The sequence below is a fragment of the Serratia sp. CY82433 genome (assembly GCF_052166535.1).
Lineage (GTDB): Bacteria > Pseudomonadota > Gammaproteobacteria > Enterobacterales > Enterobacteriaceae > Serratia > Serratia sarumanii.
In genome coordinates, this window is the sequence record NZ_JBJNOR010000005.1 from 187,457 (window position 1) to 200,286 (window position 12,830).

General features: G+C 63.4%; 10 protein-coding genes. 3 read left to right on the forward strand and 7 right to left on the reverse strand.

Annotation, left to right across the window (positions count from 1 at the left end; all coding sequences use genetic code 11):
- The first annotated feature begins 51 nt into the window (after positions 1–51).
- Both ACJ8PI_RS20585 and ACJ8PI_RS20590 read left to right on the forward strand, forming a co-directional pair.
- Positions 52–1,005, forward strand: coding sequence for an aldo/keto reductase (locus ACJ8PI_RS20585; protein ID WP_041036271.1), 954 nt, complete (start codon positions 52–54; stop codon positions 1,003–1,005).
- A 61-nt stretch (positions 1,006–1,066) separates the two neighbouring features.
- Positions 1,067–1,684 (forward strand): pyridoxamine 5'-phosphate oxidase family protein, encoded by a 618-nt coding sequence (locus ACJ8PI_RS20590; protein WP_164134640.1) that lies wholly within the window; start codon positions 1,067–1,069, stop codon positions 1,682–1,684.
- Here ACJ8PI_RS20590 and ACJ8PI_RS20595 read toward each other — a convergent pair.
- Positions 1,681–2,247 carry a GNAT family N-acetyltransferase gene (locus tag ACJ8PI_RS20595; RefSeq protein WP_103773016.1) on the reverse strand — a complete coding sequence of 189 codons (567 nt, stop codon included), beginning with the start codon at positions 2,245–2,247 and terminating at the stop codon, positions 1,681–1,683. The genes ACJ8PI_RS20590 and ACJ8PI_RS20595 overlap by 4 nt on opposite strands.
- Positions 2,248–2,298: 51 nt before the next feature.
- The gene (gene yegD / locus ACJ8PI_RS20600; RefSeq protein WP_033648831.1) at positions 2,299–3,651 is read right to left on the reverse strand and encodes a molecular chaperone; all 1,353 of its coding nucleotides are present in this window, start codon (positions 3,649–3,651) and stop codon (positions 2,299–2,301) included.
- 164 nt (positions 3,652–3,815) lie between these two features.
- On the opposite strand from yegD, the gene alkA reads away from it, so the two are divergent.
- Entirely contained in the window at positions 3,816–5,306 is a 1,491-nt protein-coding gene (gene alkA, locus ACJ8PI_RS20605) for a DNA-3-methyladenine glycosylase 2 (protein ID WP_060423946.1), read from the forward strand.
- A 9-nt stretch (positions 5,307–5,315) separates the two neighbouring features.
- Here alkA and ACJ8PI_RS20610 read toward each other — a convergent pair whose 3' ends face one another.
- The 5 genes from ACJ8PI_RS20610 to ppx all read right to left on the reverse strand — a co-directional run bounded on the left by ACJ8PI_RS20610 (position 5,316) and on the right by ppx (position 12,825).
- Positions 5,316–5,669, reverse strand: coding sequence for a DNA-binding protein (locus ACJ8PI_RS20610; RefSeq protein ID WP_033635531.1), 354 nt, complete (start codon positions 5,667–5,669; stop codon positions 5,316–5,318).
- 192 nt (positions 5,670–5,861) lie between these two features.
- Positions 5,862–9,188 (reverse strand): diguanylate cyclase, encoded by a 3,327-nt coding sequence (locus ACJ8PI_RS20615; protein ID WP_049234952.1) that lies wholly within the window; start codon positions 9,186–9,188, stop codon positions 5,862–5,864.
- 185 nt (positions 9,189–9,373) lie between these two features.
- Positions 9,374–10,807: a magnesium transporter gene (gene mgtE, locus ACJ8PI_RS20620; RefSeq protein WP_033654569.1), complete on the reverse strand. Its 1,434-nt coding sequence runs from the start codon at positions 10,805–10,807 to the stop codon at positions 9,374–9,376.
- Positions 10,808–10,910: 103 nt separating this feature from the next.
- The gene (locus ACJ8PI_RS20625) at positions 10,911–11,093 is read right to left on the reverse strand and encodes a YfgG family protein (protein ID WP_004941600.1); all 183 of its coding nucleotides are present in this window, start codon (positions 11,091–11,093) and stop codon (positions 10,911–10,913) included.
- 181 nt (positions 11,094–11,274) lie between these two features.
- Positions 11,275–12,825, reverse strand: coding sequence for an exopolyphosphatase (ppx, locus tag ACJ8PI_RS20630; RefSeq protein WP_033635528.1), 1,551 nt, complete (start codon positions 12,823–12,825; stop codon positions 11,275–11,277).
- Positions 12,826–12,830 lie beyond the last annotated feature (5 nt).

The window sequence follows — 12,830 nt, forward strand, 5'->3', positions numbered from 1 at the left end:
TTTGGCGCTAATAATTAACAGGCAAATCATTTAACCCATGGAGCCTTTGTGATGAGCAAGAAACAACTGGGCCGTTCGGGCATTCAGGTGCCGGCGTTAACCTTCGGCGGCAACGTGTTCGGCTGGACGGCGGATCAAGCGACCTCTTTCAGCCTGCTGGATGCGCTGGTGGACAATCAGCTCAACTTTATCGATACCGCCGATGTCTATTCCAGCTGGGCGCCGGGCAACCGGGGCGGCGAATCGGAAACCGTCATCGGCGAATGGCTCAAGAAGAGCGGCAAGCGCGACCAGGTGATCATCGCCACCAAGGTGGGCAAACCGATGGGCGAAGGCAAACAGGGGCTGTCGCCGCGCTATATTCAGCAGGCGGTGGAGGACTCGCTGCGCCGTCTGCAAACCGATTATATCGATCTCTACCAGTCGCACGACGATGACCGCGATACGCCGCTGGAAGAGACGCTGGCGGCGTTCGATGCGCTGATCAAGGCCGGCAAGGTGCGGGCGATCGGCGCCTCCAACTATCAGGCGGATCGCCTGGAAGAAGCGCTGCGGGTGAGCGAAAGCAACGGGCTGGCGCGCTACGAAACCCTGCAGCCGGAATATAACCTGTATGCGCGCGAAGGATATGAGGCCGAGCTGGAAGGCGTGGCGCAGCGCCATGGCCTCGGGGTGATCAACTTCTTCGCGCTGGCCAGCGGCTTCCTGACCGGCAAATACCGCAGCAAAGCGGACGAGGGCAAAAGCCAGCGCGGCGATCGCATCGTCGAACGCTACCTTAACCCGCGCGGTTTCCGCATTCTGGCGGCGCTGGATCAGGTGGCGGGCAAGCACGGCAGCTCCCCGGCGCAGGTCTCGCTGGCCTGGCTGATTGCGCGCCCGAGCATCACCGCGCCGATCGTCAGTGCCACCTCGTTGCCGCAGTTGGATGAGTTGGTCAGCGCCACCCGCCTGACGCTGGATGCGGACGACATTCAGACGCTGAACCACGCCAGCGCTGAGTAAGAGCCGCCGGCGATTTTGCTCTATGCTGAAGGGGTCAATATGACTTATTCAGGAAACCGCAATGTCTGGCGATACCATCAACGACCTCGCGACGCTGGGACAGCTTTACGGCAAACCCGCCGCGCCCTCGGTGTTTAAAGAAGTCAGCTATATCCACCCGGCGTACCGCCCGTTTATCGAGGCGGCGCCGTTTGCCGCCCTCTCGACGGTCGGGCCGGACGGCATGGATGTCTCGCCGCGCGGCGATCCGGCCGGTTTTATCCATATCGAAGACGAGAAAACCCTGCTGCTGCCGGATCGGCGCGGCAATAACCGCATCGACAGCCTGCGCAATATCCTGCACGACAACCGGGTGGCGCTGCTGCTGCTGATCCCCGGCATCGGCGAAACGCTGCGGATTAACGGGCGGGCGGAGATCGTGGTGGCGCCGGCGGTGCTGCAGCGCTTCGCCCACCGCAATCAGCTGCCGCGTTCGGTGCTGCGCATTCGGGTGGAGGCGGTGTTCTTCCAGTGCAGCCGGGCGATCTTGCGTTCGGGACTCTGGGAAGAGGGCAGCCGCCTCGAACGTTCGGCGCTGCCCAGCCCCGGCCATATTTTGGCCGCGGTGAGCCAAACGCGCTTCGACGGTGAGGAGTACGACCAGGCGCTGCCGCAGCGGCTGAAGGATACGCTGTATTAATCGCCGCGACGTTCGCGCCACGTTTGCCGGTTCAGCCGGTACAAGACGTGCTTTTGCAGCGGATGGCCCGCCGGCAGGCGTGGGTGCAGGAAGGTTTCGCCGTCAAATTGCATGCCGATGCGCGTCATCACCCGGCGCGACGGTTGGTTGTTTTCGGCGGTGAAGGACACCACTTCCGGCAAGTGAAGCGTGTCGAAGGCGCACGCCAGCGCCGCGCGTGCCGCTTCAGCGGCGTAGCCGTTGCCCCAATGGGCCGCCGCCAGCCGCCAGCCAATCTCCACGCAGGGGGAACAGGGCAGATCGTCGCCCGGCCGCGCCAGCCCGACAAACCCGATAAATGGCGCGCCGTCTTTCACTTCCACCGCCCACAGCCCCCAGTCATGTTGTTGCATGAAGGCGCGGATGCGTTCGGCCTGCGCGCGGCTTTCCTCGGCCGTCATCGTCGCCGGGAAATAGCGCATCACCTGCGGATCGGCGTTAAGCGCAGCGAAGGCCGGTAGATCGTCGTCGCGCCAGGGGCGCAGGCGCAGCCTGGCGCTGTCGAGGGTAAGGATGGTTGACATGATGCATAGCCTCCAATGAGCAAGGGCGCGATGAGCCGCGCCCTTGGGCCGTCAACGGAACAGCGTTTGCGCCCAGCGCGCCAGCCCGGCGGTGACCGAGCCGAAGTCGTTGCCGCCGACGATCGGAATGCCAGGCAGCTGCTGTTGCAGCGCGGCGCGCAGCAGGGGGGATCGCGCGCTGCCGCCGGTCAGGTAGATCACCTGCGGCGCGGTCTGGCTGCTGGCCAGCGCGGCGCTGACCTGTTCCTGGATGCGCATCAACGGCTGCGAGATGGCGTCGGCGAGCTGAGCCTGGCTGATGCTCTCCGCCAGATCGGCCTGCACGAAGCCGAGCGGCGCGCTGATGGCGGTTTGGCCGGACAGGGCTATCTTACTCTCTTCGGCCGCGCGCACCAGTCGGTAGCTCAGGCGCTGCTGGTACACTTTCAGCAGGCGTTTGACCTTTTCCGGCTCCGCCGCGTCGAGGATCAGATCGCGCAGCACGCGGCCGTTGGCGGCGCTGTAGAAGTCGTTTTGCGCCGGCACGTCGTTGGTCGCCACCGCGTTCCAGTAAGGCAGCGCCGGCAGGGCGATGCCTTTCGCGGTTTCGCCGCCCAGGCCGAACAGCGGCATCAACTGTTTGAAGGCCAGCATGATGTCCAGATCGTTACCGCCGACCCGGCAGCCGCTGTGCCCCAGCAGGCTTTGCTGGCGATCGGCGCGGTCGCGCCACTGCGGCCCCATCAGCAGCACCGAGCAGTCGGTGGTGCCGCCGCCGATGTCCACCACCAGCACGGTTTGCTCTTCGCTCAGCGTCGCCTCGAAGTCCAGCCCCGCCGCCACCGGCTCGAACTGGAATTCAATGGCTTTGAAACCGGCGCGTTCGGCGGCGCGCTGCAAAATGCCCTGCGCCTGCCGGTTGGCCTCTTCGCCGCCGATGCCCTGGAAGTTGATCGGCCGGCCGATCACCGCCTGCTCGATGCCGGTCTGCAGCACGTTTTCCGCCTGGCGTTTGATGTGGAACATCATGGCGCACACCAGGTCTTCGAACAGGGCGATCTGCTGCGGTTTCAGGCCGTTGGCGCCGAGGAAGGATTTCGGCGAGCGCACGAAGTACACCTCTTCCGGATCTTCCATGTAGTGCGCCAGCGCCTGCAGGCCGAACAACACGCTGTCGCCGTTGACCGGAATGTCCTCTTCGCGGTTGTAACTGATGGCGCGGCGCAGCAGCTGCTGGTTTTCTTCGCTGCCGGTCGGCACCTGCCAATGGCGGTGCAGGCATTCGCTCACCGCTTCGCGGGTCGGCGCGCACAGCATCGAAGGCAGATACGGTTCGTTGTTTTCCAGCGTCAGTAGCTCGGGGCCGTGGTCGCGCATCACCGCGACGGAACAGTTGGCTGTCCCGTAGTCGAATCCAATAAACATCTCTTTTTTGTCCCCATGCCAATGAAGGGGGGCGACTTTACCCGAGACGGGGCCGGCGGGCAATGCGCCAATGCGCGAGTGTCGAAAAATTTAGCGGGCGCGGCATCGGCATGCTTAACTTAATGTCCGAATTCCGCACGTCAGCGCGCCAGGCGAGCCCCATAATGCAGAAAAAACCGAACCCGAGCGTTGCCATGAATACTCAACAGCAAGCGTTGTACGACGCGCTGCGCGCGCGTGACCGCAAATTCGACGGCCGCTTTTTCGTCGGCGTCTCTTCCACCGGCATCTATTGCCGCCCGGTGTGCAGCGCCCGCACGCCGAAGCTGGAAAACTGCACCTTTTATCCGAGCGCGGCGGCGGCCGAGCTGGCGGGCTTTCGCCCCTGCCTTAAATGCCGGCCGGAGCTGGCGCCCGGCCTGGCGCTGATCGATCTGGGCAATCGCTATGCGCAGGTGGCGGTGCAGCTCATCGAGCAAGGCTATCTGTCCGAACACAGCTGCGAAGCGCTGGCGGCGCGGCTCGGCATTTCCGATCGCCACCTGCGGCGCATCTTCGCCGAACAGTTTGGCGCTTCGCCGATCGATTACGCGCAGTCGCACCGGTTGCTGCAGGCCAAACGCCTGCTGGCGGATACCGATCTGCCGCTCAGCGAGGTGGCGTTCGCCGCCGGTTTCGGCAGCCTGCGGCGTTTCAACGAGCTGTTCAAGGCGCGCTATCGCCTGATCCCGTCTGCGCTGCGCAGCGGCGGCGCGCGCGGTGAGCGGGCCGCCGCCAGCGGGCTGGTGTTCCATCTGGGCTATCGGCCGCCCTATGACTGGGATCGCATGCTGAATTTCCTGCAGGCGCGCGCCGTGCAGGGCGTGGAGCGGGTCGAGGGACGCCGCTACCTGCGTTCGATCGCCGTCAACCAGGGCGGCACGGAATATCGCGGCTGGGTCAGCGTGCAGCCGGAGGAAGCGCGCAACCGGGTCAGGGTCGAGATCGCGCCTGCGCTCAGTTTGGTGACGACGGAGGTGCTGCGCCGCGTGCGCCTGCTGTTTGATCTGGACGCCGCGCCGGATCGCATCAATGAGGCGCTGGGCTCGCTGGCGGCCGATGCGCCGGGACTGCGCCTGCCGGGCTGCGTGAACAGCTTCGAGCAGGCGGCGCGGGCGGTGCTGGGGCAGTTGGTCAGCGTGAAAATGGCGGCGACCTTCGCCGGGCGGATGGCCGAACGCTGGGGAGAGCCGCTGGCGGCGCCGCACGAGGGCATTACCCACGTTTTCCCCAGCGCCGAACGAGTGGCGCAGCTGCAGCCCGAAGCACTGCGTCCGCTCGGGGTGCAGCTGAAGCGCGCGGCGGCGCTGATCGAGATCGCCCGCGCGCTGGGCGAAGGGCGGCTGCAGCTCGATAACGTGCTGGATATCGACCAGGGCATCAGGGCGCTGACCGCGCTGCCGGGCATCGGCAACTGGACCGCCAGCTATATCGCGATGCGCGCCTGGTCTTGGCCGGACGTGTTTCTGGCCGGCGACTACCTGATCAAACAGCGTTTTCCCGGCATGACGCCGCGCCAGATCGAACGCTATGCCGAACGTTGGCGCCCGTGGCGCTCTTATGCCACGCTGCATCTGTGGCACAACGACGGCTGGGCGCCGGAAGGGGAGGATTGAGCATTCGGGCTAGCGGGGGGGCTCGATCAGCTGCAGCAGGCGGCTCATGCCCTCGCGCATCAGGAACGCCAGCAGCTTTTCCCGCTCGGCCGGTGTCAGGTGGTAGTAATACTCGATCCAGACCCGTATCGGATCCTGGCGTTTGACGTCGTAGCCCGGAGGGTCTGTCTCGCGCAAGGCTGACAGGCTGCGCGCGCCGTACGGCAGGCTGTCGATATGGTATTCCAGCGCTTTGCCCTGCACGCCGCTGCGGCGGCGGCTGAGCCAGCCTTCGCGCCGGGCCATCAAATTGACCCCTTGCGGGGTTGAAGGCAACCCCGCCTTGCCCATCAGTTCCCTGGCGGAAAACCATTTCTTTTCCATAGTCCCTTATCCCTGAGCCATCACATGTCGAGGAAAATCAACGGATACGCTGATGTTCGCATGGGAGTTTCATCTTATTTAATCGTTTAAGCTTCAGGTGTTATTTATATCACTAATCTCGCATGGGTTAACACAATGTGAATAACGGGAGTGCGGCGCCGCCCGCGAGACGGCGCCGGTGAGGGGGAGGGGTTAGCGAATGCCGAAGTAGCCGTCGCTGAGCAACACCGCCAGCGGCTGCTCCAGCGCTACCTGATCGCCATCCGCCAGATCGACGCCGATATCGCGCAGCGCCTGCAGCGTCACCGGCTGGTGGGCCGGCCCGGCGAGCGTCTGCGCTTTGATCCGATGCGCCGCGCCGTTGAGCATCGAGACCATCAGTTCATCCATCTGGTTGCAGTGCACGTTGGTGATAAAGCGTTCATCGACGCGAATGATGTCGATTTTCTGATCGCCCAGCTCATCGAAGGCATTGATGTTATGCCCGAAGCCATTGACGATCAGCCGGCAGCCCAGCTGCTGCAGTTCGCGAAGACACGCCCGGCACTGCGCGGCGTGTTCCAGCACCACGGCCTCATCGACGCTGAACAACAGTGCCTGCGGCGGCAGCGAGGAAGCGCGCACCCTTTCCGTCAGCTCGCGCTGGAAGTCGGTGTTCAGCAGGCTGTCGGTGGCCAGCGGCAACGCGAGCGACAGCCCCTTGCGCTTGATGTCGTCGGCGCAGTGCACCAGCAGCTGCGCCACCGTCCAGCGGTCGATGTCCGGCATCAGGCCGTACAGCTGCGCGGCGGCGATGAATGCCTCGTGCGGCAGCGGCCGATCGTCCGGCGCCATCACCTGCAGCTTCACCTGGTGGAACGCGGCCGACAGCGGCGTCGCCGGCGGTGCGACCGCGCGGGTCAGCAGCCGCAGCTGCCCCTCGCTGACGATCGTCTGCACTTCCTGCAGGCTCAGCAATTCATGCTGCCGCTCCAGCAGCTGTTTTTGCCGCGCTTCATACAGATACACCTGGCCGCGCCCGTGGTGCTTGGCGGTGTAGCAGGCGATGTCGGCCTGGGCCAGCAGCTCGCTGCTTTTGGCGTCGCCGCCGATGCGCGTGATGCCGGCGCTGGCGCCGACGCGATAAATTTTCCCTTCCCAGTAGAACGGATGCTGGCTGATTTGGTTGACCACCTGTTGCATCAGCGATTTGGCCTGCTCCGGCCGGCAGTCGAACAGGATCAGGCCGAATTCGTCGCCGCCCAGCCGGGCCAGGCAGTCGCTGTTGCGCAGCTGGTGCCGCATCAGCTGGGCGATGTCCCGCAGCAAGGCATCGCCCGCCGCGTGGCCGGCGGTGTCGTTCACCGCCTTGAACCGATCCAGATCGAGGAACACCAGCGAATGCGGCGGTGACGGTTCCCCGCCGGCGACGATTGCCGCTTTCAGCTGCTTCTCGAAGCTGGCGCGGTTCGGCAGGCCGGTCAGCGCGTCGTGCGAGGCGCTGTAGCTGAGCTTTTTCATCAGTTCGCGCGAGGCGGTGACATCCTGCAGCACCATCACCGCGCCCATGGTTTCACCGTCGAGGGTTTTCAGCGGTGAGACAGACTGCTGCACGTCGAAATAGCGCCCGTCGCGGCTGTGCAGCACCAATGCGTAATCCGCCGGCCACTGCCGTGGATATTGCGTGAGGTTTTCGATTTCCGGGCCGTCTTTGCCGTTGGTCAGGCGCACCACGCCGGCGACGGGCATACCGATCGCCAGATCGAGCGGCCAGCCGCACATCTGCTCGGCCACCGGATTCATAAAGGTAATGCGCAGGTGGCTGTCGGTGGAGATCACCCCTTCGCCGATGGCGTCGAGGGTGATGTGCAAACGCTCTTTCTCCTCGTGCAGCGCTTCGGCGAGGCTCTTGAGCTCGGTCATGTCGATATTGGTGCCGATCATGCGCAGCGGCCGGCCCTGATCGTCGAGGATCACGTTGCCCTGGCCGCGAATATGGCGCACGCTGCCCTGGCGGGTCACGATGCGGTATTCCATGACGAAAGGCTTGGGGTCGGCCAACAGCGCGGCCAGCTCGCGATCGGTGCGGTCGCGATCTTCCGGCACCAACAGCGTGCGCCACAGCGCCAGCGTCGGCGTTTGGTCGGGATTGAGATCGTAGAGTTCGAACATGCGCTGATCCCAGGTGAAGTTTTCCTGGCTCATCACCCATTCCCAGATGCCGACGCCGCCCACCTGATTGGCCAGCGTAATGCGCTCCACCAGCCGGTTGTTTTCCGCCTGGCTGCGTTTCAAATCGCTGATGTCCTCCACCTGCGAGATGAAATACAGCGGCAGGCCTTCGGCGTCGCGCACCAGCGAGACCGCCAGCAGCGCCCAGACGGTCTGGCCGTCGCTGCGGATGTAGCGTTTCTCCATGGTGTAGCTGCTGATATGGCCATCGAGCAGGTCGTGCAACTGGCTTAGATCGGCGGTGAGATCGTCGGGATGCGTAATTTCTTGAAAGGTCAGCTTATGCAGCGCCTCAGGCGTATAGCCGAGCAGCGCGCACAGCGCCTGATTGACCTGCAGCCATTTCCCCTGCGGCGACACCAGCGCCATGCCGATGGCGGAATACTCCAGCGCGCTGCGAAAGCGGCTTTCGCTCTCGACGATGTGCTGTTTTTCCACCCGAAAGGCGTGCATCACCACCGCCATCGCGTGCGCCGGGATTAAAATCAGCAGCATCGGCAAGTACAGACCGAGATCGCCAAGGTGCTTGCCGGAAGCCTGGAAATGCAGCAACCCCAGCGAAATCATCACGGTGATCAGCAAGAGGGTGCAGAAGCAAACGGTGAACGCCTCAAAACGCGGCAGTGCGATGGCTGCCCACAGCAGCGGCAAAATCACGAACGTGAACGGAAAAGGCAGGTAGGTCAGCGCCATAAAGCTGAAAGCCAGCGTAACCATCAGCGTCAGCAATAATGGAAACGGGTTCAGCGCTGTCAGGGTGCGACGGTTATAAGAGAGGCCGATCGGCGCCAGCGACAGCACCCCTATCGCTTCGGAAATGAACCAGGTACCGAACGGCTGCCAAAAAGGCTGGCCTGGCGCGGGCACCAGGCCGGCGGCCAGCAGCGCGCTGAACAGCGGGGTAAAAATCACCGCGCACACCACAAAACGCAGCCAACTGGCGAGATCGTTCAACGGATCGTACGGGTGTAGCATGCGGCGCAGCAGCAGGGCGCAAACCGCCGCTTCCAGCAGGTTGATGGCGGCCAGCTTGACGGGAGTGGCGCTGACGCCGAACAGCAAGAAGCTGGCGAGCACGATGCCGAGGCCGCTGGCCAGCAGCGGCAGGCCCCAGTGGCGCGGGGCGTGGCGGTACAGCACCGCGATCGCGGCGGCGGTCGGAAACCACAGCGGGGTGAAGTGGCTGGCTTCGCTGGACAGCGACAGGCTCAGCAAGGCGAGCAGAAACGTCGCCAGCGCCACTAACAGGGAATGCGTCAGCACGACGCCTTTGTGGGTGCCGAACGTGTTCGGCGCGCTGATCTCCATAGACACCCTTACCGATGGCCTCTGTCAGTGATTGGATTCATGACGTGGATGAATTAAGACGATTTATTGGCAAAGGGTAGTACAGCGCGAGAGGAAAACCTACCGGGATGGCCGACTTTACTGCGTTAACGCAAACCCGGCGACAGAATGGCGAAAAAGCCGGCGCGCGGCCGGCTTTTCGCGTATTACAGCAGGAACAGGGTGGCGAGGCCGAGGAAGATGAAAAAGCCGCCGGTATCGGTCAGCGCGGTGATGAGCACGCTGGAGCCGACCGCCGGATCGCGGCCCACTTTGAGCATGGTCATCGGGATCACTACGCCCATCAGCGCCGCCAGCAGCAGATTGAGCAGCATCGCCAGCGTCATCACGCCGCCCATCGCCGCGTCGCCGTACAGCAGCCAGGTGATGACGCCCATGATGCCGCCCCACACCACGCCGTTGATGATGGCGACGCCCAGCTCTCTGAGCATCAGGCGCGAGATGTTGCCGACTTCAATCTGGTGCAGCGCCAGCGCGCGCACGATCATGGTGATGGTCTGGTTGCCGGTGTTGCCGCCGATGCCGGCGACGATCGGCATCAGCGCCGCCAGCGCCACCAGCTGGGAAATGGTGTGTTCGAACAGGCCGATCACCCGCGAGGCGATGAATGCGGTGCAGAGGTTGATCGCCAGCCAGGCCCAGCGGGTCTTGACCGCCTTGCTGACCGGGGCAAACACGTCTTCTTCCGGGCTCAAACCGCCCATGCGGCGCAGGTTGGTGTCGCTCTCTTCGTTGACGGCGTCGACGATCTCTTCGATGGTCAGGCGGCCCATCAGTTTGCCCTTGGCGTCAACCACCGGGGCGCTGATCAGGTCGTAACGTTCGAACGCGCCGGCCGCTTCATCGGCCTTGTCTTCGGGCTGAAAGGTGGCGGGATCGCTGTCCATCACTTCGCGCACCGGGATCTCCGGATCGTTCAGCAGCACTGCGGTCAGTGGCAGCTCGCCCAACAGGGTGTTTTTGCGATCGGTGACGAACAGTTTATCGGTGGCGTCGGGAATGGTTTTGCGCATGCGCAAGAAGCGATGCACCGCGCCGAGCGTGACGTCCGGCCGCACCGTCACCAGTTCGAAATCCATCATCCAGCCGACGCTGTCTTTGGCGTACTGGCTCATCTCGCGCACCTGGGCGCGCTGCTCCGGCTCCAGCGAGGTCAGCAACCGGCCCATCAGGTTACGCGGCAGGTATTGCGCCAGGTAGGCCTGTTCGTCGACGTCCAGCGTTTTGATCGCTTTGAGCAGGTCTTTGTCGCTCATTTCCTCGATCAGGCTGTCCCAGACCGGTTCGGCGACCTCCACCAGCGTCTGGCCGCGCTTGCTGTTGCCCACCAGCCGCCACAGCGCCATACGTTCGTCCTGCGGCAGCGCCTCCAGCAGGTCCGCCAGGTCGGCGGCGTGCATATCGTCCAACAGACCGGTGATTTCCGCCGTCTGGTTCAGCAGTTCGCTTTGGCTGAGGGCGTGTTCATCCCCTGGCCGGCCGAGAATGCCGTCGACCAACTCCTTATTGTTCAACAGCAGAGTGAGAATGCGCTGGCGGTATTCAGCGACTTTTTTGACGTTATGGGTTGCGGCTGACATGGTGTTCCTTTACGGGCGCTCGGCGTTCCTGACGCAGGCTCATTAAAAGATAGAGCATAGCGGGTGCCGGCGTCATTTTTATGAAACGGCCGGGGTGCGGCGGTTATTCAGAGGAGGCGTCCTGTTGCGGCGCGCTGACTTCGGCGGCGTTTTGCGCAGCGGCCTGCTTTTTTTCCTGATGATGAGGCACCGCCACCACGGCGGCGTACAGCAGTCGGCCGACTAAAATGATAAAGCTGATAAACAACACTATCTTCGTCATCTGTCCGGTGGTTTTCTTGCGCATATATCACCCGGTATGCCGGTGTCCTGTGTTATTCGCTCGAGAATTTGTAAGCGGATTTTAGGCGCTGATGACAAAAGTTGTCCATTTTTTTCCGGCGTGCGGGGCGGTGCATTAGGGCTTCGTTTAGGTTGACGGGGCGAGGGCGGAAAGAAAAACCCCCTGTCTGGCAGGGGGTGGGGGATCAGGCGGAGCGCTGTTCGTTTTGCGAGCCTTCTTCTTCGATCAGCAGCTTCCAGCCGACGACGTCGTTCCAGTAGGCCTGTTCGCGCTCGAAATCGAGCTGCACCAGGTTGTTCTGCGCCAGGTAGCCGGCCGGGAAGCGCAGCGTCCAGTGGTTGTCGTCGGTGGTCAGGCGCAGCGTTTCCGGCGTGGTGGTCGACTGACGCTGGTTGTTGAGCAGGGTGCTCAGACGCAGCAGCTGGATCAGCGGCAGGTAGTGCTTCTTCTTGAACAGGTTGAGGCGCGGCAGCTCTTCGAGCTTGATCGCCTTGCGATGGAAACGCACCAGCGCCGCCAGCAGCAGCTGCTGTTCCTGGTTGAAGCCAGGCAGGTTGGAGTTTTGCAGAATGTAGGCCGAATGGCGGTGCATGCCGCTGTGGTTGATGCTCAGCCCCACCTCGTGCAGCATGGCGGCCCATTTCAGCAGCGCTTCCAGTTGCGGATGCGCCAGCTTGGTGTTTTGCGCCATCCACTGCGAGTAGAGCAGCTCGGTGGTTTCCAGCACCCGCTTGGCCTGTTCGCGGTCGATGTTGTAGTGATCGGCCAGGCTCTTGGCGGTGCGGCTGCGGATGTCCTGATGGCGGAAGCGGCCTTCCATTTCATACAGCACGCCTTCGCGCAGCGCGCCGTCGGACAGGCGCAGATCGCGGATCGCCAGCGCGTCGAACACGCCGCACAGGATAGCCAGCCCCGGCACGAACACCGATTGGCGATCCTCCGACAGCCCCGGCAGGCTCAGCGAGCTGAAGCTTTTGAACTGCAGCACCTGTTCGGCGAGCATTTCCAGGCGATCCAGGGTGATGAGACCGTCTTTTTCCCCCATCGCCACCAGCACTTCGTGGGCGGCCTTGATGGTGCCCGAGGCGCCCAGCGCGTACTGCCAGCCCTGAATGCGGTACTGCCAGGCCAGCGTTTCCAATTTTTGCGCCGCCGCCAGCCGCGCGCGGCGGAAGTTGTTTTTGCTGATCTCGCCGCCCGGGAAGAACAGCTGGGCGAAGCTGACGCAGCCCATGCGGCGGCTTTCCGCCAGCAGCGGCTCGAAGTCTTCGCCGATCACCAGCTCGGTGGATCCGCCGCCGATGTCGATCACCAGCTTGCGGCCTTTCTCCGGCTGAGTGTGCTCCACGCCCATGAAGATCAGACGCGCCTCTTCCTGGCCGGCGATGATTTCGATCGGGTAGGGGATCACTTTGGCGGCGCGCTTGAGGAACACTTCGGCGTTCACCGCCTGACGCAGGGTATGGGTGCCGACGATGGTGACGTTATCCGCCGGGAAGCCCTGCAGCCGTTCGGCAAACAGCGCCAGGCAGGCCAGGCCGCGTTCTATCGCCTCTTCACTGAGTACGTTGTTGCTGTCCAATCCGTCGGCGAGATGCACCCGCTGTTTTAAACGGCCCAATACCTGTAAGGCGCCGTTGACGACGCGGGCGATCACCATGTGGAAACTGTTCGACCCGAGGTCGATGGCGGCGATTTCCTGCGGTTTGTTCGTTGCAGTGTTTTTTAGCGGCATAGTTG

Coding starts and splice junctions, on each gene's coding strand:
- ACJ8PI_RS20595 (WP_103773016.1), bottom strand. CDS start 2,247: ATGTCAACCATCCTTACCCTCGACAGCGCCAGGCTGCGCCTGCGCCCC.
- mgtE (WP_033654569.1), bottom strand. CDS start 10,807: ATGTCAGCCGCAACCCATAACGTCAAAAAAGTCGCTGAATACCGCCAG.
- ACJ8PI_RS20590 (WP_164134640.1), top strand. CDS start 1,067: ATGTCTGGCGATACCATCAACGACCTCGCGACGCTGGGACAGCTTTAC.
- ACJ8PI_RS20625 (WP_004941600.1), bottom strand. CDS start 11,093: ATGCGCAAGAAAACCACCGGACAGATGACGAAGATAGTGTTGTTTATC.
- ACJ8PI_RS20615 (WP_049234952.1), bottom strand. CDS start 9,188: ATGGAGATCAGCGCGCCGAACACGTTCGGCACCCACAAAGGCGTCGTG.
- ppx (WP_033635528.1), bottom strand. CDS start 12,825: ATGCCGCTAAAAAACACTGCAACGAACAAACCGCAGGAAATCGCCGCC.
- alkA (WP_060423946.1), top strand. CDS start 3,816: ATGCAGAAAAAACCGAACCCGAGCGTTGCCATGAATACTCAACAGCAA.
- yegD (WP_033648831.1), bottom strand. CDS start 3,651: ATGTTTATTGGATTCGACTACGGGACAGCCAACTGTTCCGTCGCGGTG.
- ACJ8PI_RS20585 (WP_041036271.1), top strand. CDS start 52: ATGAGCAAGAAACAACTGGGCCGTTCGGGCATTCAGGTGCCGGCGTTA.
- ACJ8PI_RS20610 (WP_033635531.1), bottom strand. CDS start 5,669: ATGGAAAAGAAATGGTTTTCCGCCAGGGAACTGATGGGCAAGGCGGGG.